Annotated in this window: 23 protein-coding genes; 12 read left to right on the top strand and 11 right to left on the bottom strand. The window is 62.7% G+C overall.

Annotation, left to right across the window (positions count from 1 at the left end; translation table 11 throughout):
* The first annotated feature begins 67 nt into the window (after positions 1 to 67).
* The 3 genes from EOC83_RS23675 to EOC83_RS23665 are packed head-to-tail and all read left to right on the top strand — an operon-like array spanning position 68 to position 4,485.
* On the top strand, positions 68 to 553 hold the full coding sequence (locus tag EOC83_RS23675; RefSeq protein WP_127224122.1) for a DUF559 domain-containing protein: 486 nt from the start codon (positions 68 to 70) through the stop codon (positions 551 to 553).
* On the top strand, positions 550 to 3,120 hold the full coding sequence (locus EOC83_RS23670; protein WP_027160490.1) for an FAD-dependent oxidoreductase: 2,571 nt from the start codon (positions 550 to 552) through the stop codon (positions 3,118 to 3,120). The genes EOC83_RS23675 and EOC83_RS23670 overlap by 4 nt, the downstream gene beginning before the upstream one ends.
* Before the next feature lie 9 nt (positions 3,121 to 3,129).
* Positions 3,130 to 4,485: a Xaa-Pro peptidase family protein gene (locus tag EOC83_RS23665; RefSeq protein WP_063168192.1), complete on the top strand. Its 1,356-nt coding sequence runs from the start codon at positions 3,130 to 3,132 to the stop codon at positions 4,483 to 4,485.
* Here the strand turns inward: EOC83_RS23665 and EOC83_RS23660 are convergent.
* A complete protein-coding gene (locus EOC83_RS23660; RefSeq protein WP_063168193.1) occupies positions 4,450 to 5,277 on the bottom strand; it encodes a PhnD/SsuA/transferrin family substrate-binding protein in 828 nt (275 codons plus the stop codon). The genes EOC83_RS23665 and EOC83_RS23660 overlap by 36 nt on opposite strands.
* Before the next feature lie 91 nt (positions 5,278 to 5,368).
* Positions 5,369 to 6,379: a fatty acid desaturase gene (locus EOC83_RS23655; protein ID WP_024501297.1), complete on the bottom strand. Its 1,011-nt coding sequence runs from the start codon at positions 6,377 to 6,379 to the stop codon at positions 5,369 to 5,371.
* 230 nt (positions 6,380 to 6,609) lie between these two features.
* Here EOC83_RS23655 and EOC83_RS23650 point away from each other — a divergent pair, with 230 nt between their 5' ends.
* Positions 6,610 to 7,467 (top strand): helix-turn-helix transcriptional regulator, encoded by an 858-nt coding sequence (locus EOC83_RS23650; protein WP_013531192.1) that lies wholly within the window; start codon positions 6,610 to 6,612, stop codon positions 7,465 to 7,467.
* A 131-nt stretch (positions 7,468 to 7,598) separates the two neighbouring features.
* On the top strand, positions 7,599 to 8,621 hold the full coding sequence (bmt, locus tag EOC83_RS23645) for a betaine--homocysteine S-methyltransferase (protein ID WP_063168194.1): 1,023 nt from the start codon (positions 7,599 to 7,601) through the stop codon (positions 8,619 to 8,621).
* A 15-nt stretch (positions 8,622 to 8,636) separates the two neighbouring features.
* Here bmt and EOC83_RS32865 read toward each other — a convergent pair whose 3' ends face one another.
* From EOC83_RS32865 to EOC83_RS23630, 3 genes are all read right to left on the bottom strand, one after another.
* On the bottom strand, positions 8,637 to 8,906 hold the full coding sequence (locus EOC83_RS32865) for a hypothetical protein (RefSeq protein ID WP_024501300.1): 270 nt from the start codon (positions 8,904 to 8,906) through the stop codon (positions 8,637 to 8,639).
* A gap of 213 nt (positions 8,907 to 9,119) precedes the next feature.
* Positions 9,120 to 11,249 carry a VWA domain-containing protein gene (locus EOC83_RS23635; RefSeq protein WP_063168195.1) on the bottom strand — a complete coding sequence of 710 codons (2,130 nt, stop codon included), beginning with the start codon at positions 11,247 to 11,249 and terminating at the stop codon, positions 9,120 to 9,122.
* Positions 11,250 to 11,251: 2 nt separating this feature from the next.
* Positions 11,252 to 11,812, bottom strand: coding sequence for an RNA polymerase sigma factor (locus EOC83_RS23630; RefSeq protein WP_013531188.1), 561 nt, complete (start codon positions 11,810 to 11,812; stop codon positions 11,252 to 11,254).
* A gap of 156 nt (positions 11,813 to 11,968) precedes the next feature.
* On the opposite strand from EOC83_RS23630, the gene EOC83_RS23625 reads away from it, so the two are divergent.
* The 6 genes from EOC83_RS23625 to EOC83_RS23600 are packed head-to-tail and all read left to right on the top strand — an operon-like array spanning position 11,969 to position 14,323.
* A complete protein-coding gene (locus EOC83_RS23625) occupies positions 11,969 to 12,292 on the top strand; it encodes a metalloregulator ArsR/SmtB family transcription factor (RefSeq protein ID WP_063168196.1) in 324 nt (107 codons plus the stop codon).
* On the top strand, positions 12,289 to 12,714 hold the full coding sequence (locus tag EOC83_RS23620; protein WP_013531186.1) for an SRPBCC domain-containing protein: 426 nt from the start codon (positions 12,289 to 12,291) through the stop codon (positions 12,712 to 12,714). Before EOC83_RS23625 ends, EOC83_RS23620 begins: the two co-directional genes overlap by 4 nt.
* A gap of 54 nt (positions 12,715 to 12,768) precedes the next feature.
* On the top strand, positions 12,769 to 12,990 hold the full coding sequence (locus EOC83_RS23615; protein ID WP_013531185.1) for a hypothetical protein: 222 nt from the start codon (positions 12,769 to 12,771) through the stop codon (positions 12,988 to 12,990).
* Positions 12,991 to 13,002: 12 nt separating this feature from the next.
* Positions 13,003 to 13,443 carry a DUF1801 domain-containing protein gene (locus EOC83_RS23610; protein ID WP_013531184.1) on the top strand — a complete coding sequence of 147 codons (441 nt, stop codon included), beginning with the start codon at positions 13,003 to 13,005 and terminating at the stop codon, positions 13,441 to 13,443.
* 39 nt (positions 13,444 to 13,482) lie between these two features.
* Complete coding sequence (locus EOC83_RS23605) at positions 13,483 to 13,875, top strand: VOC family protein (RefSeq protein WP_063168197.1); 393 nt, start codon at positions 13,483 to 13,485, stop codon at positions 13,873 to 13,875.
* A 40-nt stretch (positions 13,876 to 13,915) separates the two neighbouring features.
* Entirely contained in the window at positions 13,916 to 14,323 is a 408-nt protein-coding gene (locus EOC83_RS23600) for a DUF1801 domain-containing protein (protein WP_063168198.1), read from the top strand.
* Between the two features lie 2 nt (positions 14,324 to 14,325).
* On the opposite strand, the gene EOC83_RS23595 is transcribed toward EOC83_RS23600, so the two are convergent.
* From EOC83_RS23595 to EOC83_RS23570, 6 genes are all read right to left on the bottom strand, one after another.
* A complete protein-coding gene (locus EOC83_RS23595) occupies positions 14,326 to 15,504 on the bottom strand; it encodes an NAD(P)/FAD-dependent oxidoreductase (RefSeq protein WP_063168199.1) in 1,179 nt (392 codons plus the stop codon).
* 108 nt (positions 15,505 to 15,612) lie between these two features.
* A complete protein-coding gene (locus EOC83_RS23590; protein ID WP_063168200.1) occupies positions 15,613 to 16,350 on the bottom strand; it encodes a dienelactone hydrolase family protein in 738 nt (245 codons plus the stop codon).
* Positions 16,351 to 16,460: 110 nt separating this feature from the next.
* On the bottom strand, positions 16,461 to 17,759 hold the full coding sequence (locus EOC83_RS23585; RefSeq protein WP_063168201.1) for an MFS transporter: 1,299 nt from the start codon (positions 17,757 to 17,759) through the stop codon (positions 16,461 to 16,463).
* Positions 17,756 to 18,433, bottom strand: coding sequence for a FadR/GntR family transcriptional regulator (locus EOC83_RS23580; RefSeq protein ID WP_063168202.1), 678 nt, complete (start codon positions 18,431 to 18,433; stop codon positions 17,756 to 17,758). The genes EOC83_RS23585 and EOC83_RS23580 overlap by 4 nt, the downstream gene beginning before the upstream one ends.
* 102 nt (positions 18,434 to 18,535) lie before the next feature.
* Complete coding sequence (locus EOC83_RS23575; RefSeq protein WP_063168203.1) at positions 18,536 to 19,231, bottom strand: 4Fe-4S dicluster domain-containing protein; 696 nt, start codon at positions 19,229 to 19,231, stop codon at positions 18,536 to 18,538.
* Between the two features lie 89 nt (positions 19,232 to 19,320).
* A complete protein-coding gene (locus tag EOC83_RS23570; RefSeq protein ID WP_024501311.1) occupies positions 19,321 to 20,895 on the bottom strand; it encodes a trimethylamine methyltransferase family protein in 1,575 nt (524 codons plus the stop codon).
* 272 nt (positions 20,896 to 21,167) lie between these two features.
* Between EOC83_RS23570 and EOC83_RS23565 the strand changes: the two genes are divergently transcribed.
* On the top strand, positions 21,168 to 21,866 hold the full coding sequence (locus EOC83_RS23565) for a cobalamin-binding protein (RefSeq protein ID WP_013531175.1): 699 nt from the start codon (positions 21,168 to 21,170) through the stop codon (positions 21,864 to 21,866).
* Positions 21,867 to 21,887: the final 21 nt, after the last annotated feature.

Genomic DNA, 21,887 nt, shown 5'->3' with positions numbered 1-21,887 from the left:
CGGGGGAGAGGAAAGGCGCGAGCTTATGCACGCTGGCACCCTTCCTCTCCCTCCGGAGGGGGGAGAGGTGGCGTCGCGAAGCGGCGACGGAGTGGGGGAAGGCGCTCATGAAACCCGTAGCCGTCGCAAAACGGGCACTACCCAGCGAGCCAGAAAACTCAGGCAAGGTGACAACCAGGCCGAAGCGCTGCTTTGGCTTGAGTTAAAGGCCCGCAAGCTTGGCGGCTACAAGTTCACGCGACAGTTCTCTATCGGACCATACTACGCGGACTTCGCTTGCCGCAAAAATTGGCTTGTCGTGGAAGTCGACGGACACCAACACGCCGGCAGCTCATATGACCGCCGCCGCGACGATTTCATGCGTGCCCAGGGCTATTCGATCCTGCGTGTTTGGAACCATGACGTCCTGAAACATCGTACTCCGGCCTGTGAAACCATCCTCGCCGCGCTTGATGGCAGCCTGGCCGAGAACACGGCCGCATCCGATCTCCGCTTTGTTTTCACACCCCGCTCACCCGATTCAATCTCTTCAAACACGGACCTATCCAGATGAAATCACACGTAAAAGCGGTTGTCATCGGCGGCGGCGTCGTCGGCTGCTCGGTTCTCTACCACCTGGCCAAAGCCGGCTGGACCGACATCATGCTGATCGAGCGCTCTGAACTCACATCCGGCTCGTCCTGGCACGCGGCGGGCGGCTTCCACACGCTGAACGGCGACCCCAACGTCGCCAAGCTGCAGGCCTATACGGTGCAGCTCTACAAGGAGATCGAGGAGATATCCGGCCAGTCCTGCTCGCTGCATTTGACCGGCGGCGTGATGATGGCCGATACGCCCGAGCGCATGGACTTCCTGCGCCTTGCCCACGCCAAGGGCCGCTATCTCGGCATGGACACAGAGCTGATCACCCCTTCCGAAGCCAAGGCGATGTTCCCGCTGATGGACGAGACCAATTTCGTCGGCGCCATGTGGGATCCGGTCGAAGGCCATCTCGACCCGTCCGGCACCACCATCGCCTATTCAAAGGCGGCGAAAAAACTCGGCGCCGAGATCGTGCTGCGCAACCGCGTCGTGGAATTGACGCAGGAGGTCGACGGCACCTGGAATGTCGTCACCGAACAGGGCACGGTGAAGGCCGAGCATGTCGTCAATTGCGGCGGCCTGTGGGCGCGCGAGATCGGCCGCATGGTCGGCGTCGAACTGCCGGTTCTGGCCATGGAACATATGTATCTGCTCACCGAGCCGATGCCGGAGGTCGAGGAATTCAACAAATCGACCGGCCGCGAAATGATCGGCGTGCTCGACTTCAAGGGCGAGATCTACACCCGCCAGGAGCGCAACGGCATCCTGCTCGGCACCTACGAGAAGGCCTGCAAGCCGTGGTCGCCGGTCAACACGCCATGGGATTTCGGCCACGAATTGCTGCCGCCGGACCTCGACCGCATCGCGCCGTCGCTGGAAATCGGCTTCAAGCATTTCCCCGGCATCGAAAAGGCCGGCATCAAGCAGATCATCAACGGCCCCTTCACCTTCGCGCTGGACGGCAACCCGCTGGTCGGCCCGGTGCAGGGCCTGACCAATTTCTGGTGCGCCTGCGCCGTGATGGCCGGCTTCAGCCAAGGCGGCGGCGTCGGTCTGGCACTGTCGAACTGGATGGTGCATGGCGATCCTGGCTTCGATGTCTGGGGCATGGATGTTACACGCTTCGGTGAATGGGCCGGCCTGCGCTACACCAACGCCAAGGTGCGGGAAAACTATTCGCGCCGCTTCTCCATCCGCTTCCCCAATGAGGAACTGCCGGCGGCACGTCCGGCGCAGACGACGCCGCTCTACGACACGATGCTGGCCAACAACGCGGTCATGGGCGACAGCTGGGGCCTCGAAACCCCGCTCTGGTTCGCACCTGAAGGCAAGGAACCCAGGGATATCGTCTCCTTCCATCGCTCCAACGATTTTGGGCCGATCGGCGAGGAAGTGCGCGCCACGCGTGAGCGCGTCGGCGTCACCGAGATCGCCAATTTTGCCAAATACGAAGTCTCGGGACCCGCGGCCGAGGATTTCCTCAACCGGCTGATGACCAACCGCATGCCGAAGACCCGCCGCATCGTGCTGACGCCGATGCTCAACGAGTTCGGCAAGCTGATCGGCGACTTCACCATCGCCAAGGCGGCAGAAGACCGCTTCATGATCTGGGGCTCTTCGGCGGCGCAGAAATACCACATGCGCTGGTTCGAGAAGCACCTGCCGAAGGACGGAACGGTGCGCATCCACCGCTTCGACCAGACGCTGGTCGGCCTGTCGATCGCCGGGCCGAAATCACGGGACCTGCTGCAGAAACTGGTCGATGTCGACGTCTCGACAAAAGCCTTCCGTTTCATGGATTTCCGCGAGATGGCTGTTGGCGGGGCGCCTTGCATGGTCAACCGCATCACCTACACCGGCGACCTCGGCTATGAAATCTGGATGGCGCCGGCCTACGAACGCCTGGTTTACAAAGCGATCAAGGACGCCGGCGAGGAATTCGGCCTTGTCGATTTCGGCATGCGCGCTCTGCTCTCCATGCGCCTCGAAAAGAACTTTCCGACCTGGTTCCGCGAGTTGCGGCCGATCTATGGACCGTTCGAAGGCGCGATGGACCGCTTCATCAAGCTCGAGAAGAATGACTTCATCGGCCGCGAGGCCGCCGCCAAGGAACAGGCCGAGGGGCCAAAGCTGCGCCGCGTCTCCTTCATCGTCGATGCCACCGACGCCGATGTCATGGGTGACGAGCCGATCTGGGCCAAGGTCAGCAAGGACTACGGCACGGTGGAAAAGCCGCATGGCTATGGCGCGCCGCGCTTCGACAAGGGCGGCAAGGAAATACGTGGCTCCAAGGCTGCCGAAGGCGCATCCGCCGTGCGCGGCATCGTCGACGGCGACTGGCGCGTGGTCGGCTGGGTCACGTCGGGCGGCTATGCGCATTATGTGCAGAAGTCGATGGCGCAGGGCTATATCCCCGCAGCGCTTGCCGAGGACGAAAGTGCCGGGCTGTTCGAGATCGAGATCCTCGGTCAACGGCGCCCGGCCCGCATCAATGTCGAAGCGCCCTTCGATCCGAGCGGCGAGAAGATGCGGACCTGAGGTTCGACGATGGACAGCGCGGGGCCGAAGGGCAGCTTTGGCCGCCACCGCAAGATCATGCCGTTCGAGCCGGGCTCGATCGAAGCTTTGCGCGACGCCTCCCGTCAGAAGGCGGGTTCGCTCAACCAGCATGTGCTGGGCTATGGCCCGCAGGCCGAGGCTGAGTGGGCGGCGGCAGGCATTGCCGCGCCCGACCTGGCGGCGATGCGAAAATACCGGCTGGAGCGTATCCGCGCCGAGCTGAAGCGGCGCGGCTATGCCGGCGCCCTGCTCTACGACCCCGTCAACATCCGCTACGCCACCGACAGCACCAACATGCAGCTTTGGGTGGCGCACAATCCGACGCGGCATTGCTTTGTCGCCACTGAAGGCCCGGTGGTGCTGTTCGATTATTTTTCCTGCGAGCACCTGTCCGACCATTCCGGCGTCGTCAACGAGGTGCGGCCGGCGGTGTCGTGGATGTATCTCTATGGCGGTGAGCTGACCGAGCAAAAGGTCCGCCGTTGGGCCGCCGGAATAGCCGATTTGGTCAGGGAATATGGTAGCGGCAACAGCCGCATCGCCGTCGACCACATCAATCCCGAAGGCGTCGAGGAGCTGGCTCGCCTCGGCATTTCCATCGGCAATGGCGAAGCCGTGATGGAGAACGCGCGGCTGATCAAATCGCCGGACGAAATCCTCGCCATGCGCCGGGCGATTGTCGCTTGCGAAGCGGCGATGGGCGAGATGGAACAGGCGCTGAAGCCGGGCATTTCCGAGAACGAGCTATGGGCGGAATTGCATCGTGGCAACATCGCGCGCGGCGGCGAGTGGATCGAGACGCGACTGCTGACGTCAGGCCCGCGCACCAATCCGTGGTTCCAGGAATGCTCTTCGCGAAAGATCGAGGCTGGCGATCTCGTCGCCTTCGACACCGACCTGATCGGCCCCTACGGCTTCTGCGCCGACCTGTCGCGCACCTGGCTGTGCGGCGATGCAAACCCGTCGAATGAACAGCGCGCCCTGTTCCGCATCGCCGCCGACCAGATCGAACACAACACGGCTCTGATGCAGCCAGGCATCTCGTTTCGCGACCTCGTCGAAGCCTCGGCGGTGCCGCCGGGTGACTGCTTCCCGACGCGCTACGGCGTGCTCTATCACGGCGTCGGTCTGGCCGATGAATACCCGACCTTGCCGCATGCCAGCGACTGGACATCGGACACGCCGGACGGCGTGCTGGAACCTGGCATGGTGCTGTGCGTGGAAAGCTATATCGGCCGGCTTGGCGGGCGCGAAGGCGTCAAGCTCGAAGAGCAGATCCTGATCACCGAGGCCGGCAACGAACAGCTCTCAACCTACCCGCTGGATACGAGGCTGCTCGGATAGTCCGGCAAGCGCTTCTCGCATTGCCCTGACTGTCTTTTCCGGCGTTGCCCTCGCCGTGATGAACGGCAGGCCTTTGCGCCGTCCGGTCCAGCCGACGATCGCGACTTTCCGCGCTGCTGGCTCGAAGCGCTGCGCCAGCGCCCAGCTTTCGCAGTCGATCGCTGCAACATCGGCCCAGCCCTCGGCAATGGCGACGATTGAAGCGCGGTGACCGCCGCTCTCGCTACGCGACGAAAAGATGTCCAAGCCTTCGCCGGCCGCTTGCAGGTCGCGCGTCAGCGCAATGATGCCCGACATGGAATCGAGGCTGTTGAAGGTGAAGCGCTTGCCGCGGATCAGATCGAGCGGGATGAGAGCGCTGCCATCCGCAGGCGATCGAACTTCCGGTCCCTCGCCTATCCGCATCACCAGAGCGCTCGAATAGAGCTCGCCCTGCCCGCCTTCATAGGCGTCATAGCTCGGCTGGCCGACCACCTGCACATGCCTGGACAGGCCAAGTTCCATCGGCCCCCAGCAGGTCTGCGCGAACAGCAGCAAAGGATGCAGCCACAATCTATGGAAATCGAGTTCATCCGGCGGCAATGTCGCGGGATCGGGTGCGATCAATGCACCGGCAGCATCGCGAATTCCGCCCGGCACCGGCGGCAGGTCGCCATTGCGCCGCACGATGGCTTCCGGCGCGTCGATCCCCTTTTGCCGAAACGCATCGCGCAGCAGCACCCATTGCGCGTCGACCTCATCGCGCATTTCGGGCCAATCATACATCGGCAACGCCGCAACCAATTCACTCATGCCGATATCAAATCATCATGTCTGGAAAAAGGATCGCGAAAACGCGGCGTCCAATCAGAATTGGCCGACACGGATTCCGGGTAGGCCGGAATTATTCCTTGGGCGGCTCGGCGGGAACCGGCGCACTGCCGAGCCCGCTGATGCTGCGCGCCCTGATGCGCGGCTTGAAGGCCCTGCCCGGCTCAGGCGCACGCCGCAGCACCGGGTGCACGATCGGCTCTTTCGCCTTGAACGCATAGGCTTTGACCAGCGCGAAATAATTCGGATAGGCATAGCCATTGTTCATCCGCAGCCATTCCTCACGGCGGTCGCGAAACAGCTTGGGCAGCTTGTACCAGGCCACGGTCGGGGTCTTGTGATGGACGAAATGCAGATTGTTGTTGAGGAACAGGAACGACAGCGGCGAGCGCTCGACGATCACCGTACGGCCTTCCGGATGTTCCGACCATTGATGCTCGGCGAACGTACGGATCGAGATCAGCGACTGGCCGAGCCAGACCGGCACCAGAATGTAAAGCCACAGCGGGATGCCGAAGCCGAACTGAACGATCGGCAGCACGACGGCCAGGCCGATCGCATGCAGCAGCCAGGCCTTGCGGATCGGCTTGTCGCCGGCGATCACCTGCTTGGCATCGTCGATGAAGAAGCCGACGCAGGACAGCCACGGGCCGAGCACGAAGCGGCCTGCCATGGTGTTGTTGATCTTGAGCAGGAATTTCATCGTCGGCGGCAGCTCGTCATGCTGCCAGAGCGCCTGATAATAGCTTTCCGGGTCATCGAGCGGGTCGGTCAGCCGCTCGTCGGCGTGGTGACGCAGATGAATGGTCTTGAAGCGGCGGAACGGCCAGACCAGACCGATCGGCAGAAACACGAAGGCTTCGTTGACCCGCGCGTTGCGCGTCGGATGCCCGTGCAGCACTTCGTGCATGATCGACGACTGCAATGCGGCGGTGAAGGCGAGGACGGCGAGCGCCAGGACGGGATAGGAAGGCCAGAGCAGGAAACCGGTGGCGAGCCATGTCGCGTAGCAGAAGAAGGCGAGTACCACGGTTGGCCACTCAATGGCCCGTACGCTGTGTCGCCTGATGCTCTTGCTCGTCATGCTATCGACCACTGCCCCTCAGTCGCCGGAATCCCAATTGATTCCTGACAGCATTGTGTCAGGAGAAATGATTCCACTCAACGAGACAAAGTGCACAAACTGTTGCGATTGCGCATTTTTGACCGCACATGTTATACATTGTAAACAGACTTAGGGATTCATTTACGCCTAACGCCACCCTCGGAGCGGTTCCGGCGCAAATTTTTCCTCAATCCAGGTGGAGCACGGACATGGACAAGCGCGACCTGTCGACGATCTTCCGCGAGCGACTGAAAATGCTCTTGACACGCTCCGACCTGAACCAGTCGGCCTTTGCAACCGCGGTCGGCATCGACCGCTCGGCGCTGTCGCAACTGCTGTCGGGCGCCTCGACGCGCCTGCCCCGCGCCGAAACACTGCTTAACATCGCCGCCGAGTTCAAGGTGTCGCTCGATTGGCTCCTCGGCCTCAGCCAGGACGAAGGTCTCACCGGCGAAATCCGCGAAAGCCTGGAGATCGAAGAGGCACCGGATGGTTTCGACCGCACGCTGTTGGCCAAATGGCATGCCGAGGCGGCAGGCACCAAGATCCGCTACGTGCCTGCCGGCATTCCCGATCTTCTGCGCACCGAAGCGCTGGTCGACTACGAAGCCGGCATCGCCAACAAGAGCCGCCTGGCGCAGGCCGGCGAAACGCAATACCGCATCGACTACAACAGGCGGCCTGAGACCGACATGGAAGTCTGCATGCCGCGCCACACGCTGGAGATATTTGCCCGCGGGCTGGGTGTCTGGGACCGTTTCCCCGAAGCCGACCGGCGCGCCCAGCTGCTGCACATGGCGACGCTGCTCGACGACCTCTACCCGACCTTCCGGCTGTTTCTCTATGACGGGCGGATGCGCTATTCGATCCCCTACACCATCTTCGGACCCTATCGCGCCGCCATCTATGTCGGCGACATGTATCTGGTGCTCAACGCCACTCAGCCGATCCAGACGCTGATCCAGCACTTCGACAATCTGATCCGGGCCGCCGACATCAATGCGCACGAGGCGTCCGGCTTCGCGCACAGACTGGCCGGCATGTCGTTCCCAACAGGCACTGTCTGATCTTCGGCAACAATGATCCTTCGGACGGAAACCGGCCTCCGCATTGGTGGCCGCGTTGCCGCCATTCCATTGACTACACATAAAGACTTCTTTATATCCTTATTCGACTTCGAAACATGAAAGCCAATCCGATGACGACCACCAACCCGATCGATGCTCTGCTGGCCGAAAAGGGCGTGCTGCTGGCCGATGGCGCCACCGGCACAAACCTTTTCGCCATGGGGCTGGAAGCCGGCGAGGCGCCCGAGCTGCTCAACGAGACGGCGCCCGACACCATCACCAGCCTGCATCAGAATTTCGTCGATGCCGGGGCCGACATCATCCTCACCAACTCGTTCGGCGGCACCCGCCACCGGCTGAAGCTGCATCATGCGCAGGATCGCGTGCATGCGCTGAACCAGCGCGCCGCCGAGATCGCGCGCGCCGTCGCCGACAGAGCTGGCCGCAAGGTCATCGTCGCCGGTTCGGTCGGACCGACCGGCGAATTGCTGGTGCCGCTTGGCGCCATGACCTATGACGAGGCGGTCGACGCCTTCGCCGAGCAGATCGAGGGTCTCAAGGAAGGCGGCGCCGAAGTCGCCTGGATCGAGACGATGTCTGCTCCCGACGAGATCCGCGCCGCCGCCGAGGCTGCCATCCGCGTCGGCCTGCCCTACACCTATACCGGTTCCTTCGACACCGCCGGCCGCACCATGATGGGCCTGCTACCCAGGGATATCCACGGCGTCACCGACGGGCTGTCGCAGGCGCCGCTTGGCGTTGGCGCCAATTGCGGCGTCGGCGCGTCTGACATCCTGGCCTCGCTGCTCGACATGACCGAGGCGAAGCCGGAGGCAACGGTGATCGTCAAGGGCAATTGCGGCATTCCCGAATTCCGCGGCACCGAAATCCATTATTCCGGCACACCCGAACTGATGGCCGACTATGTCAGGCTCGCCGTCGATGGCGGCGCCAAAATTATCGGCGGCTGCTGCGGCACCTCGTTCCAGCACCTTGCCGCCATGCGCAAGGCGCTCGACGCGCACACCAAGGCGGATCGTCCGACGGTTGCCGCGATCGTCGAGCGCATCGGCCCGATGCGCAACAAGGCGGCGACGGAAAATACCGCCGAGACCAGCGAAGCCCGCCGCGAGCGCCGCCGCAGCCGGGCCTGAGCTTATCGGTTTCGATTATTCGCTGTTGTCGGCGTAGCTCGACTGCGCCGACTTGAAGTCGACCACATTGTCGCTGTGCATCGTCATCAGCGCGCCGGATGAAACCGGATCGGTTATCTGCTCCAGCATGATGCGGAAGCGGTCGTTGGTCAGCGCCGACATGGCGGTGTGGCGCGCCTGCGCGACATCGTCACTGATACGCCTGGATTCCGATGATGGGGCCGATGAAACCGCCGAAGCATCTCGTGCCGGCGGTGTCGAGTTGGCGATAGTCCTGATCTGCAATTTCGGCTCCCTCAAGCCCGGTACACCTGTCCTGCGTAACAAGCAGGGGGTTGCGATCCGCTACCGGAAATGCCGCGCAATTTAACGACCTGGAGATTCTCCGAAAAAAGGCCGGCAAGGGAATGAACCCCTCGCCGGCATGCCTCACCCGCCCGCGGTCGGTTTCCCCTGTCAGAACGATCCCATCTGAAAGAAACCGGCCGTCATCACCCACTACCGATTACCGCCCAGCGCCGAGGCAAGGCGCACAAGCGAGAGGAACTCGGACCTGTACCCAAACGGGTCGGCTCCTCGAGCGGCAGTGGCGATCTCCATGATCTTGTCGTAACCGAACTTCGCGGTCGCATCCTCGTCGCGCAGCTTCTGGCCGAAGGCGGCGACCGCGACGGAGAAGCGCTGGTCGGTGCTGGCCTGGTCGAAAGACGAGATCTCGTTGGCCGAGGTCACCGGCGTGGTGATCAGCTTCGAGACGTCTTCATTCGGCAGCTTGTAGCGGATCTTGACGAAGGCATATTCGTCCGCATTGGCAACGCCGCCATTGTCCACCGACGCCTGGCCATAACGCAGCGCGTCGATCTGTTCGCCGCCGCTGCCCTTTGGCGTGATTTCATAGATCGCGGTGACGGAATGGCCCGAGCCGATATCGCCGGCATCGACGCGGTCATTGTTGAAATCCTCGCGGTTCAAGGCGCGGGTCTCGTAGCCGATCAGGCGATATTCCGAGACCTTGTTCGGATTGAACTCGACCTGGATCTTGACGTCCTTGGCGATGGTGAACAGCGTCGACGATGCATCTTCGACCAGCACCTTCTCGGCTTCGGCCAGCGTGTCGATATAGGCGGCGGTGCCGTTGCCGTTCTGGGCGATGGTCTGCATCATCTGGTCGTTCAGATTGCCGCGGCCGAAGCCGAACACCGACAGGAAGACACCGGTCTTGCGCTCTTTTTCGATCAGCCGCTTCAGATCGTCGTCGTCGCTCTGGCCGACATTGAAGTCGCCGTCGGTGGCGAGCATCACCCGGTTGACGCCGTCCTTGACGAAGGATTTCTGCGCCAGCCTGTAGGCTTCCTTGATGCCCGCCTCGCCGGCCGTGCTGCCGCCGGGCGTCAGATTGTCGATGGCACTGAGGATCTTGTCCTTTTGGGACGCCTTGGTCGGCTCCAGGACCGTGCCGGCGTCACCCGCATAGGTTACGATCGAGATCGTGTCGTCGGCCTTCAGCTTGCTGACCAGCAGCCGAAAAGCCGATTTGAGCAGCGGCAGCTTGTCCGGCTCGTCCATCGAGCCCGAGACATCGATCAGGAAGACCAGATTGGCCTTCGGCTGCTCGGTCGGCTTGACGTCAAAACCCTTGATGGCGACATGCATCAGCCTGGTATGCGTGTTCCACGGCGTCGGCATGACGCTGACGGTCGAGTTGAATGGTGTCGAGGCCGACTCCGGACCCTTCCAGTCATAGGGGAAGTAGTTGATCATCTCCTCGACGCGGACAGTATCGACCTGCGGCAGGGTGCCCTGCTTCAGCGAGCTGCGCACGAAGGAATAGGAGGCTGTGTCGACGTCGATCGAGAAGGTCGAGACCGGATCCTCGAGTGCCGCATGCACCGGATTGGTCTTGAAATCCTCGATGCGGTCGCGGTTTTCCGGTTGCGGCTGCATCTGGTCGGCCGGCAAGGTCGACGGCTGCTGCGGCGCCATCAGCTTGGACTCGGCCGGCATGCGGGCCCGCGACGTACTGGGCGCACTTACGGCGCCATCCAATGCGAATTCGCCTGTCGGTGCCGGTGGCGCAGGCTCGGCCAGCACACCGCGCTCCAGTGCATTCTGTTGTGCCGCGCCGGAAGCAACGGTCGATTCGGATTTCTGCGGCGAGGCCGGCGCCACAGGCGCATCGGTCGCGTCGCGGCTTTCCACATCGGCGTCGGCTTTCTTGTCCGTCTCCAGCCCGGTCGGAGCCGGCTTCGGCTCGGCGGTCGTCGGCTTGACGGTCGCCGGCTTGACGGTCGCCGGCTTGTCGGCCAGCGTCTCGGTGATTTTCTCGTCGCCGCCGAATTTCGGCGGCTGTTCCCTCAGCATATGGAAGGTGGCGTATCCGGCGATCGGCAGGGCGACGAGCCCGGCAAGAACCGGCGTGGCAATGAGTTTCTTTTGCATGATCTCGCTCCAGAGCTTTTGTGCTCGCTCTGTGAGACGAAGCCCGCCAACCGATCCTTGGGTAACGGCAGAAATATTTTCCTGATCGTATGCACGCAGGGCGGCTTCGAAAGCACGTGCCTTGGCATCCTTGGCGGGCGCCGGCGCTGCTATATCGCGCAGTCTGTTGAGTTCGTTGTCGTCAACCATGGTCACACTTCCCCGGCCGCGCGCATCAGCGTCTTCAGCCGTTTCTTCGCTTCATGGATGTGCCAGGAAACCGTCGTCTCCGAGATTGTCATCGCCTCGGCCGCGGCCGCATGGCTCAACCCTTCGCCATAGACCAGCAGCACCGCGTCGCGCTGCTTGTCCGGCAATCGCCGGACGGCCGCCCACAGCGCTTCGGCAGGGTCTTCCGGTTCGACCGACGCCTCGCCCGAGATCAGTGCATGGACGCCATAGGCCTCGGTCTTGACGGTCTCGCGGGCGGACTTTCGCATCACGTCGCGCGCGGCGTTCATCGTCACGGAATAGAGCCATGTGGTGAAGGCGCCGCCGCCGCGATAGTCGCGGATCGCTTTGCCCAGCCTGACGCAGACTTCCTGGGCGATGTCTTCGGCATCGGCCTTCCTGCCGCACCAGCGATAGGCGGCGCGATAGACGAAGTCATAGTGCCTTTCCAGCAATGTGCTGAAGGCCCTCCTGTCTCCGCCCTTCGCCCGCCCGATCAGTTCGGCGTCGGAGGCTTCGCTCTCATCCAGCATCATCGCCATCATTTGCCTGTTGGACGAAGGCTAATGGCTAATCCTTGGGGCAATGGAAAGATTTTTTTGGAAACCGCCGGATCGGGACCGTCAACACCCCCGCTTGACATATCCATATCTCGACAGTTATACGTAAATCAATAGCCACAGGGTTATCGATCCCGGATGACGAACGCTCACGATGTCCTCTTCAGAACGCTCTCCGATCCGACGCGTCGCGCGATCTTCGAGCGCCTGTGCCGGCAAGGCGAGCAGACGGTCGGCGCCCTGACGGCTCAGTCGGGGGTCTCTCAACCTGCGGTGTCGAAGCATCTCGGCGTGCTCAAGCAGGCCGGGCTGGTGCGCGATCGCCATCAAGGACGGCAGACCCATTACAGCGCCCAACTGGCAGCACTTTCCCCACTGACCGACTGGACGAACCAGATGAACGCGTTCTGGCAGAGCCGGTTCGACGATCTCGAAAATTTGCTCAAAAGAATCGACCAATGACCAACATTGCGACCGAAACGCGCTCTGTCATCGTCGAACGTGAGATCCCCTATCCGCCGGAAAAAATCTGGCGCGCGCTGACCCAACCGCATCTGATCGAGGAATGGCTGATGAAGAACGACTTCAAGCCAGTCGTGGACCACCGCTTCAAGCTGCGGAAGGAACCGCAACCTGACGTGAGCATCGTTGTGGACTGTCAGGTAACAGCCGTCGAGTTGAACAAGACACTGTCCTACACCTGGCAGGCCTATGGCCTTGAGAGTGTCGTCACCTGGACCCTCGTGCCGACCAGCACAGGCACCCGGTTGCGTATGGAACAGTCCGGCTTCCGGCCGGATCAGGAGCAGGCGTATCGGGGCGCGACGAGCGGGTGGCGACAGTACTTTGCAAATCTGAGTCAGGTCCTGGCGCGGATAGATTGAAACTCGCAGGTGCGGATCGGTGGCCCGCACCGGCTGTTTTGACAGGAGGAACTATTGGACTGGAACAAGTGGGTTCGGCAAATGCATCGCTGGCTGTCGATCATCTTTGCGCTGACCGTCATCGCCAACTTCGCCACCATGGCATTCAGGCAGCCTCCCGCCTGGGTGGTCTACTCGCCGCTCCTGCCGCTCCTCCTGCTGCTGCTCAGCGGCCTGTACATGTTCGTGCTGCCCTATGCCGCCAAGGGACGCGGCGTGCAGCGTGCCGGCGGGTAGGAGTGGGGCAGAGTGGCCAAGACGCAGGGACAATCGACCGAGGCCAAGGCTGCGCCAGTGCTGCTCTCCGGCGGCAACCCGCAAATCGCCAAGGGCGACGGCGACGCCCCGGTGCAGGCCTATATCGCTGCGATGCCGGACTGGAAGCGCGGCCTGGGCGAGCGCCTCGACGCGCTCATCGTGGGCAACGTGCCTGACGTCCGCAAGGCCGTGCGATGGAACTCACCCTTCTACGGCATCGAAGGCCAGGGCTGGTTCGCGAGTTTCCATGTATTCACCCACTATGTGAAGATGACCTTTTTCAGTGGCATCTCATTGCAACCGATCCCACCAGGCGGCACGGCCAAGAGCAAGGATGTGCGCTGGATCGACATCCGCGAAGACCGGTTCGACGAGGCGCAAATGGCGGAATGGATCAAGCAGGCCGCCGCCCTGCCCGGCTGGACCCCGTAGCGGCCACAGACGCAAGAATACGACAGAGGAGAAAGAGCGATGAAGATCAAGCTGACCAGCGTGTATGTGGACAACCAGGAAAACGCATTGCGCTTCTACACCGACGTGCTGGGCTTCACCAAGAAGGCCGATTTCAGCAACGGGCCCTATCGCTGGCTGACAGTGACCTCGGCTGAAGAGCCTGATGGAACCGAACTGCAGCTCGCGCTCAACGACAACCCGGCCGCCAAGGCCTATCAGGAAGCCATCTTCCAGCAGGGTCAGCCTGCGGTCATGTTCTTCACCGACGACGTCAAGGGCGACTACGAGCGCATCAAGGCGAAGGGTGGCGCGTTCACCGTGCCGCCGACCGAGGTGACCGGTTCAACCATCGCCCAGCTGAACGACAGCTGCGGCAACCTCGTTCAGATCACCCAACTGGCGCGCTGGTGACAGGCAGCGGTTGAACGCGTCGACGCACAGGAGACACCAAATGACCCCCTCGCAACAGATCGACCAGTTGATCGCCGGTCTCTCGGACTGGCGCGGCGAGACGCTCGCCGACATCCGCAAGACCATCCTTGCAGCCGACCCGGACATCATCGAGGAGTGGAAGTGGATGGGCAGCCCGGTATGGTGCTTCGACGGCAACATCGTGGTCGGCAACGCCCACAAGGACAAGGTGAAGCTGACCTTTTCCCATGGCGCCAGCCTGCCGGATCCCGACAGGCTGTTCAACAATGGTTTTGGCGGCAAGGTGTGGCGGGCTATCGATGTGTTCAAGGGCGACAGGCTCAATGAGAGCGCTTTGAAAGAGCTCGTCCGTGCCGCCATCGATTACAACAAGGCCAAAAAGAAGAAAAAGGCGCCGGCAGCTACTGGGGCGAAGCCACGGAAGTAAGTCTATGCTGCCTGGCCTGCCACCCAGCCAGACGACCATGCCCACTGGAAATTATAACCGCCCAGCCAACCCGTGACATCGACGACTTCGCCGATGAAAAACAGGCCCGGCACGGATTTCGCCTGCATCGTCTTCTGGTCCAGCCCGTTGGTGTCGACCCCGCCCAGTGTCACTTCGGCGGTGCGGTAGCCCTCAGAACCGGCAGGCTTGATGCGCCAGTCATTGACTGCGGCAGCTATGGTTTTGATCTGGGCGTCCGCAAGATCGGCGAGGTTGCCGTCGATGCCGGTTCGTTCGGCGATCGACTGCGCCAGCCGCTTCGGCAGGTGATTTGCCAGCACGGTCTGCACCGCCTGCCGCCCATTACCGCGCTTGGCACTACGAATGAGGTCCGCCACATCAACTCCCGGCAGCATGGCGATGCGGATTTCGTCGCCCTCGCGCCAATAGGACGAGATCTGCAGGATGGACGGTCCGCTGACGCCGCGATGCGTGAACAGCATCGCTTCGGAGAACCGCGTCTTGCCGCAGGAGACTTCCGCGTCGACGGCGTTGCCGGCCAGCGGCGCCAGCCGTTCGAGCGTGTTTGCGTCGAAGGTCAGCGGCACCAGCGCCGGCCGCGTTTCGACGATGGCAAGCCCAAACTGTCCGGCAAGCTCGTAGCCGAAACCGGTCGCCCCCATCTTGGGGATCGACTTGCCGCCGCAGGCCACGACCAGAGACTGGCACCTAATCGTGCCCGTGGAGAGAGTGAGCACAAACCCCTCCACGGTTTTGCGGACATCCTCAACGCTGGTCGACAGCACCAGTTCGGCGCCCTTGTCCTGCATTTCCGAGACCAGCATGTCGATGATCTGGCGTGCGGAGCCGTCGCAGAACAACTGCCCAAGCGTCTTTTCGTGATAGGCGATGCGGTGGCGTTCGACGAGGGCGATGAAATCGCGTTGCGTATAGCGGCTGAGCGCCGAAATGCAGAAATGCGGATTGCCCGACAGAAAATTCTTCGGGCTGGCATGGATGTTGGTGAAATTGCACCGGCCCCCGCCGGAGATGCGGATCTTCTCGCCAGGCGCCGCCGCATGATCGAGGATCAGTACAGAACGGCCGCGCTTGGCCGCCTCCACGGCGCACATCATTCCGGCGGCACCCGCGCCGATGATCACGACATCATAGGATTGCATCAGGCTGTTCGTTCCCGCTCGGCCCACTCATCCGGCGCAGCGCATTTGTGCTGCCTGATACCGCGAACGGGGCGGACAGCCAACAGGCAAGAACAGCCAGGCAAAGGCTCAGATCAGCGTCTCTGCGAACAACGTCGTCAAGCGCTTCCAGTGGCGTTCGGCGCCCGCGGCATTGAAAACGCTGTGATCGGGCACGCACCAGCCATGCGCCATGCCGGCATAGTTCTCGATGACATGATCTACTTCCGCAACCCTGAGCGCCTCGGCCAGCCGCGCCGACTGTTCCGGCGGGAAACTCCTGTCGACGCCGGATGTGCCGACATAGACGCGCGCCTTGGTCGAGGCTGCCTTGCGATGCGGGCTGTCGGCGGCGTCGCTGGCGAGATTGCCGCCATGGAAGCTTGCGGCCGCTTTTATCCGTTCGGGATAGGTTGCAGCCGCATTCAATGATCGACCGCCGCCCATGCAATAGCCGATGGTGCCGATCGGCCCGGTAATGCCTTCTGCCGCAAGCGCATCGAGGAACGCACCGCTGTCGCTGATGGTCATGTCCTGCGTCGTGCCGGTGACCAGCGCCATCAGCGGGATTTTGGTCTTTTCCTCGGCGAAGGCGGTCTTGGCGTCGAACGGCCCGTAGGGTGCATTGCGGTAGAACAGGTCGGGCACCAGCACCGCATAGCCTTCATTCGCCAGTCGCTCGGCCATACTGTCGAGCGCCGGCCGCGGACCAAAGGCGTCCTGATAGAGAATGACGCCGGCCTTGGCAGGAGATGCGTTTGCCGAGCGGAAAAGCCCGGCATTGGCAACACCATCCCTGGTCTTGATCTGAAGGTCGTGTTTCGTCATCGCTCGCTCCGTTCGACAGATGCGCGATACATATCCGCGCAAGCCTATACGGCAAGGCGCTCCCTGAGCATGGCAGTCAAAATTTCGTGCGGGATTGCGTGACGCTATTGCTAGCCTTCTCGCACCGTCCGCGCACCGACATGCAGCGCGCGGCCGGCACCGAGCCCCATAATGGCTACGCCAAGCCCGAGCGCGACGAACAGGAACGCCGTTCCCGAAAAACTGCCGGTCCAGTCGCGGATCAGGCCCACCAGCAGCGGGCCGAATGCCGCCAACACATAGCCGACGCCTTGCGCCATGCCTGAAAGATGCGCGGCGACATGCGAATCCGGCGAACGCAGCACGATCAGGCTCATGGCAGCCGCGATCAGGCCGCCCTGCCCGATGCCTTGCAGGATCGCCCAGAACAGCACGGTCGAGGTCGGTGCGAACAGAATGCCGAGCAGCGCGATCACCGCCGTGGCAACGAGCGCCACATTGATGCCGCGCTGGTCTTTCAGCCGCATCGCGAAGGATGGCACGGCGAGGCAGGTGATGACTTGCGCCATGACAGACACCGAAACCATGGCGCCGGCGGTGGCCGCATCGAAGCCACGCTCGCGCAAGATCGGCGCCAGCCAACCGAAGATGCAATAGGCAAGTGCCGACTGCAGGCCCATGAACAGCGTCACCTGCCAGGCCAGGCGATCGCGCCAGAGACCAACGACGCGAAAGCCCCGATGACTGACCTGCCGACGGCTGCCCAGCGCCTGCGGAATCCAGATCAAAAGCACGACCAGTGTAGGCACCGCCCAGGCAGCAAGTGCCCCGGACCACGAACCGGTGACAAAATGCTCGATCGGCAGTGTGAAGCCGGCGGCGGCCGCCGAGCCGGCACAGAGCGCCATGGTGTAGAGCCCGGTCATGACGGCGGCCTTGTCGGCGAAATCTCGCTTCACCAGGCCCGGCAGCAGCACATTGCCGATGGCAATGGCGCCGCCGGCAAGGAAGGTGGCGACAAACAGCAGGGGAACCGTACCGAACCAGCGCAGGCCGGTTCCCAGCACCAGCAAGGTGAGCGCCCCGAGCAAAGTGCGCTCGGCTCCATAGCGCTGGGCAAGTCTTGGCGCGAAGGGCGCGAACAGACCCAGGCACAGAACGGGCAGCGTCGTCAGCAGGCTGGCGCCCGTCGTCGACAGTCCGGTTGCCTGCATCACCTCGGGCAGCAGTACCGACAGGCTGGAAAACAGCGGCCGCAGGCTGAAGGCGATCAGCACAAGGCTCGCGCCAAGCACGATGCGCGCCGCACGGCTGCGCAGTTCAGGCGGCTGCGGCGCGGGCAGGCTGTCGGCCTCGGCATCGATGAGTTCCAGACCCTCGATGGCGGCGGATTGCGCCGTCGGGTCAGGCTGACGAAAACTCTGGTTCATTGCGAAAGCAGTCTTTCAAGTTGGGCAAGCACCGGCGCCATGAAGGCGCGAACGGCGGCAACGGCGCGCTCGGGATTGCTCGCGGCAATGGCGTCGACGATAGCCGCATGCGCCTGGTGGTCCGGTTCGGGCAGATCGCCGTCGATGGTGGCATGGATGGTCTCGGTGATGGCGGCGGTGAAGAAGTCGTAGAGCTCCATCATCGCTTTGTTGCCGGACGCCGCGACAACCGATTTGTGGAAAGCGAGATCGCGCCGGATGAAGGCATCGCTTCCGCCGTCCGCGACGGTGCCGCGTTCGGCAAGCAGTTGCCGCATCGTCTCAAGATCGGCTGGCGTGTGGCGCATGGCGGCGAGCCGTGCCGCCTCCAGGTCGAGCGCCGCCCGCGCCTCCCACTGATCGCGCAGGCCGGTGCGCTTGACCCGGTCGAGCGCGGCAGAGGCATCGACGGTAGAGCGCACATATGTGCCCGAGCCCTGGCGCGTATCCAGCAATCCTTGCGAGACCAGCACCCGCACCGCCTCGCGCACCGTGCCGCGGCTGACCGACAGAAGGTCGGTCAGGGCTGCCTCATTGGGAATGCGCTCGCCGACGCCCCAGCGGCCGCTGACGATCTCCGCACGCAGGCTGCTGGTGGCGCTGTCGGTGAGATTGGTTCTGGTGGCGGGTTGCATAGGCCTATTCATAAGTCATCAGATGACTTGATGAATAGGCCTGCTTCTAGCTGCCGTCAAGATGCTCATCGAAGCCAACGAGCACCATGCAATGGGAACGGATCAGCTGGTGGCCCGTGCGAAGCTCGCCATGTGAAAGGCCTGGACCTCCGGCGGATAGCGATACCCCGTGCCATAGGGGCACGCATTGCGATCGAGGCAACCGCCGCTGCGGCAGGGTTCGCCATTCGCTCCCCCCACATGCGCCAGGCAGGATTGATAAGCGAATCCTTGCACGGAATAGGCGTCGACCGGGCAGGATTTCAGGCAGGGTTTCTCGGCGCAGCTATCGCAAAGGTGGGGCGCTGCCTCGGCAACTTGAACTGGAATTTCGTCGTCAAACAGCAGCACACCGCGGTAGGCATGCCATAGCCCGTAGCGCGGATGCATGAGGATGCCGAGCGGCGACGGTTTCAGCCCCTCCGCCCGCATCGCCCATTGCTGGAACGGCAGATAGGGCTTGTCCGACGGAGAAATCGCCCGTGCGCCAAAATCCTGCGCCACGGCGCCGATCACTTCGCGCGACCATGTGTCGAGCGGATTGGCGATTGCCTGTGGCTGTTGCTCCCACCAACGCAGGAAATGCGGCCAGGGTGCCGCGCCCGCCTGCCCCACCAGCAGGACGGCCGCTGCCGGCGCACCCGATGATCCCGTTGGCGGCGCATCGCTTGGCGTAAAATTGAAGCCGCCGCGAAGAACAAGGCCGTTGGCGAGAAGCGCCGCAGCAATGCGGTCAACGCTGCCGGCGGGCGTAATCATCCCTTCTTGTCCGGATCGGAGAACGCGCTCCGCCAGACTTCCTTGTGGATGATGTTGGCGACTTTAGCCCCGCCTGACTCGGGCTCCTTTCAAGTGAAGGCGTCGGGCATCGACCCCTTCTTCTTGGCGATGAAGTCCTTCAACGCTTCGTCGATGCTCGGATCGAGATGCGGCGCCTCATAGCTTTCCAGCCAGCGGCGCGCGAGTTCGTTGGCGCGCTGCGGCGCTGTCTTCTCGCCTTCGGCCAGCCACTGCTCGTAGGAATTGTTGTCGGCGATGTTGGAGCGGTAGAAGGCGGTCTGGAAATTGGCCTGGGTGTGGTCGCAGCCGAGATAATGGCTGCCCGGCCCGACCTGGCGGATGGCGTCCATCGCCTGGCCGTTTTCCGACAGGTCGACGCCTTCGGAGAATTTCTGCGTCATGCCGAGCTGGTCGATGTCCATCATGAACTTTTCGTAGCAGGAGGCCAGCCCGCCCTCGAGCCAGCCGGCCGAGTGCAGCACGAAATTGGTGCCGGCCAGGATGGTCGAGTTCAGCGTGTTGGCGCTTTCATAAGCCGCTTGTGCATCCGGAACCTTGGACGCGCAGAGCGAGCCGCCGGTGCGGAACGGCAGGCCGAGACGGCGCGCCAGCTGTGCGGCGCCATAGGAAACCAGCGACGGCTCCGGCGTGCCGAAGGTCGGCGCCCCCGACTGCATCGAAATCGACGAGGCGAAGGTACCGAACAGCACCGGCGCGCCGGGACGGATGAGCTGCGTGAACGACGCGCCGGCCAGCACTTCGGCCAGAACCTGCGTCAGCGTGCCGGCAACCGTCACCGGGCTCATCGCGCCGGCGAGGATGAACGGCGTGACGATGCAGGCCTGGTTGTGGCGCGCATAGACCTTCAGCGCACCGAGCATGGTCTCGTCGAACACCATCGGCGAGTTGGCGTTGATCAGGCTGGTCAGCACCGTGTTGTTCTCGACGAAATCGTCGCCGAACACGATCTTGGCCATGGCGACGGTGTCCTCGGCGCGTTCCGGCGCGGTCACCGAGCCCATAAACGGCTTATCGGAATATTTGATGTGGCTGTAGATCATGTCGAGGTGGCGCTTGTTGACCGGCACATCGACCGGCTCGCATACCGTGCCGCCCGAATGGTGGATCGACGGCGCCATATAGGCGAGCTTAACGAAATTCTGGAAATCCTCGATCGTCGCGTAGCGCCTGACACCGTCGAGGTCACGCACGAAGGGCGGGCCATAGACCGGCGCGAACACGGTGGCATTGCCACCGATCTGCACCGAACGCTCGGAATTGCGGGCGTGCTGGGTGTAGACGGACGGTGCGGTCTTGAGCAGCGAACGGCACAGCCCCTTCGGGAAATGCACGCGCTCGCCCTTGACGTCGGCGCCGGCCTCTTTCCACAGTTGCAGCGCTTCTGCATCGTCGCGGAAGATGATGCCGATCTCCTCGAGCACCGTGTCGGTGTTCTTCTCGATCAGCGCCAGGCCTTCCTCGTCCAGCACCTCGTAAACGTTGATCTTGCGCTTGATGTAGGTGAGCTGCGTGCCCGGGCCTCCGCCCGAACGCGCGGCCCGCCGGGCAGCAGCCCCGCCGCTGGCGCCGCGCCCACGTCGCGCGTTTGACGCTTCCTGATCGACTGCCGCGTGTTCGCTCATGGTGTTCTTCCCTGAATCTGTTCTTGTCTGGAATCCATAGCGGCTGCTCTCGCCGCTTCTTGCCAGATCGTAGCCATGCACCCTATTCGAAACGGCCCGCCAGCGCCAACGCCTGTCGCAAAATCGACAAGAATTCCAAGAGAGTTACGGTCGCTTTCCTTTTGCGGGAAGTCGCAAATCAGCTATGGATACATGCCCTCAGCGGGTTAGGTATGAACGCGAAGATATGTGCCTTGCGACATGGTCGCGATGCCGGCAGGAGCTCGATACAAATGTCCGACGACGAGATCATCCTTTCCGAACTTTCCGACGACGAGTTGGTGCAGCAGATGCACGACGATCTCTATGACGGGCTGAAGGAAGAGATCGAAGAAGGCACCAACATCCTGCTCGAGCGCGGCTGGGCGCCTTACAAGGTGCTGACCGAGGCGCTGGTCGAAGGCATGCGCATCGTCGGCGAGGATTTTCGCGACGGCATCCTGTTCGTGCCGGAAGTGCTGCTTTCCGCCAATGCGATGAAGGCGGGCATGTTCATCCTGCGCCCGCTGCTCGCCGCCACCGGCGCGCCCAAGCAAGGCAAGATGGTCATCGGCACCGTCAAGGGCGACATCCACGATATCGGCAAGAACCTTGTCGGCATGATGATGGAGGGCGCTGGCTTCGACGTCATCGATCTCGGCATCAACAATGCGGTCGAGAAATATCTCGATGCGATCGAACAGCACCAGCCCGACATCATCGGCATGTCCGCACTGCTGACCACGACCATGCCCTATATGAAGGTCGTCATCGACACGATGAAGGAAAAGGGCATCCGCGACGATTATGTCGTGCTGGTCGGCGGCGCACCGCTGAACGAGGAATTCGGCAAGGCCGTCGGCGCCGATGCCTATTGCCGCGACGCGGCGGTGGCGGTCGAGACCGCCAAGGACTTCATGAAGCGCAAGCACAATGTGCGCGCTTCGGCCTGATTGGCCAATTCGGCCTGGACG

Origin of the sequence: Mesorhizobium sp. Primo-A, assembly GCF_003997175.1 — a bacterium.
Classification (GTDB): domain Bacteria; phylum Pseudomonadota; class Alphaproteobacteria; order Rhizobiales; family Rhizobiaceae; genus Mesorhizobium; species Mesorhizobium ciceri.
The sequence above is the reverse complement of the archived record's forward strand: the minus strand, read 5'-3'. Positions and strand labels throughout refer to the sequence as shown.

Excerpts from the sequence above, each read along its gene's own strand:
- EOC83_RS23670 (WP_027160490.1), top strand. The coding sequence starts at position 550 with ATGAAATCACACGTAAAAGCGGTTGTCATCGGCGGCGGCGTCGTCGGC.
- EOC83_RS23665 (WP_063168192.1), top strand. The coding sequence starts at position 3,130 with ATGGACAGCGCGGGGCCGAAGGGCAGCTTTGGCCGCCACCGCAAGATC.
- EOC83_RS23660 (WP_063168193.1), bottom strand. The coding sequence starts at position 5,277 with ATGAGTGAATTGGTTGCGGCGTTGCCGATGTATGATTGGCCCGAAATG.
- EOC83_RS23655 (WP_024501297.1), bottom strand. The coding sequence starts at position 6,379 with ATGACGAGCAAGAGCATCAGGCGACACAGCGTACGGGCCATTGAGTGG.
- EOC83_RS23650 (WP_013531192.1), top strand. The coding sequence starts at position 6,610 with ATGGACAAGCGCGACCTGTCGACGATCTTCCGCGAGCGACTGAAAATG.
- bmt (WP_063168194.1), top strand. The coding sequence starts at position 7,599 with ATGACGACCACCAACCCGATCGATGCTCTGCTGGCCGAAAAGGGCGTG.
- EOC83_RS23635 (WP_063168195.1), bottom strand. The coding sequence starts at position 11,249 with ATGGTTGACGACAACGAACTCAACAGACTGCGCGATATAGCAGCGCCG.
- EOC83_RS23630 (WP_013531188.1), bottom strand. The coding sequence starts at position 11,812 with ATGGCGATGATGCTGGATGAGAGCGAAGCCTCCGACGCCGAACTGATC.
- EOC83_RS23625 (WP_063168196.1), top strand. The coding sequence starts at position 11,969 with ATGACGAACGCTCACGATGTCCTCTTCAGAACGCTCTCCGATCCGACG.
- EOC83_RS23620 (WP_013531186.1), top strand. The coding sequence starts at position 12,289 with ATGACCAACATTGCGACCGAAACGCGCTCTGTCATCGTCGAACGTGAG.
- EOC83_RS23605 (WP_063168197.1), top strand. The coding sequence starts at position 13,483 with ATGAAGATCAAGCTGACCAGCGTGTATGTGGACAACCAGGAAAACGCA.
- EOC83_RS23600 (WP_063168198.1), top strand. The coding sequence starts at position 13,916 with ATGACCCCCTCGCAACAGATCGACCAGTTGATCGCCGGTCTCTCGGAC.
- EOC83_RS23595 (WP_063168199.1), bottom strand. The coding sequence starts at position 15,504 with ATGCAATCCTATGATGTCGTGATCATCGGCGCGGGTGCCGCCGGAATG.
- EOC83_RS23590 (WP_063168200.1), bottom strand. The coding sequence starts at position 16,350 with ATGACGAAACACGACCTTCAGATCAAGACCAGGGATGGTGTTGCCAAT.
- EOC83_RS23585 (WP_063168201.1), bottom strand. The coding sequence starts at position 17,759 with ATGAACCAGAGTTTTCGTCAGCCTGACCCGACGGCGCAATCCGCCGCC.
- EOC83_RS23580 (WP_063168202.1), bottom strand. The coding sequence starts at position 18,433 with ATGCAACCCGCCACCAGAACCAATCTCACCGACAGCGCCACCAGCAGC.
- EOC83_RS23575 (WP_063168203.1), bottom strand. The coding sequence starts at position 19,231 with ATGATTACGCCCGCCGGCAGCGTTGACCGCATTGCTGCGGCGCTTCTC.
- EOC83_RS23570 (WP_024501311.1), bottom strand. The coding sequence starts at position 20,895 with ATGAGCGAACACGCGGCAGTCGATCAGGAAGCGTCAAACGCGCGACGT.
- EOC83_RS23565 (WP_013531175.1), top strand. The coding sequence starts at position 21,168 with ATGTCCGACGACGAGATCATCCTTTCCGAACTTTCCGACGACGAGTTG.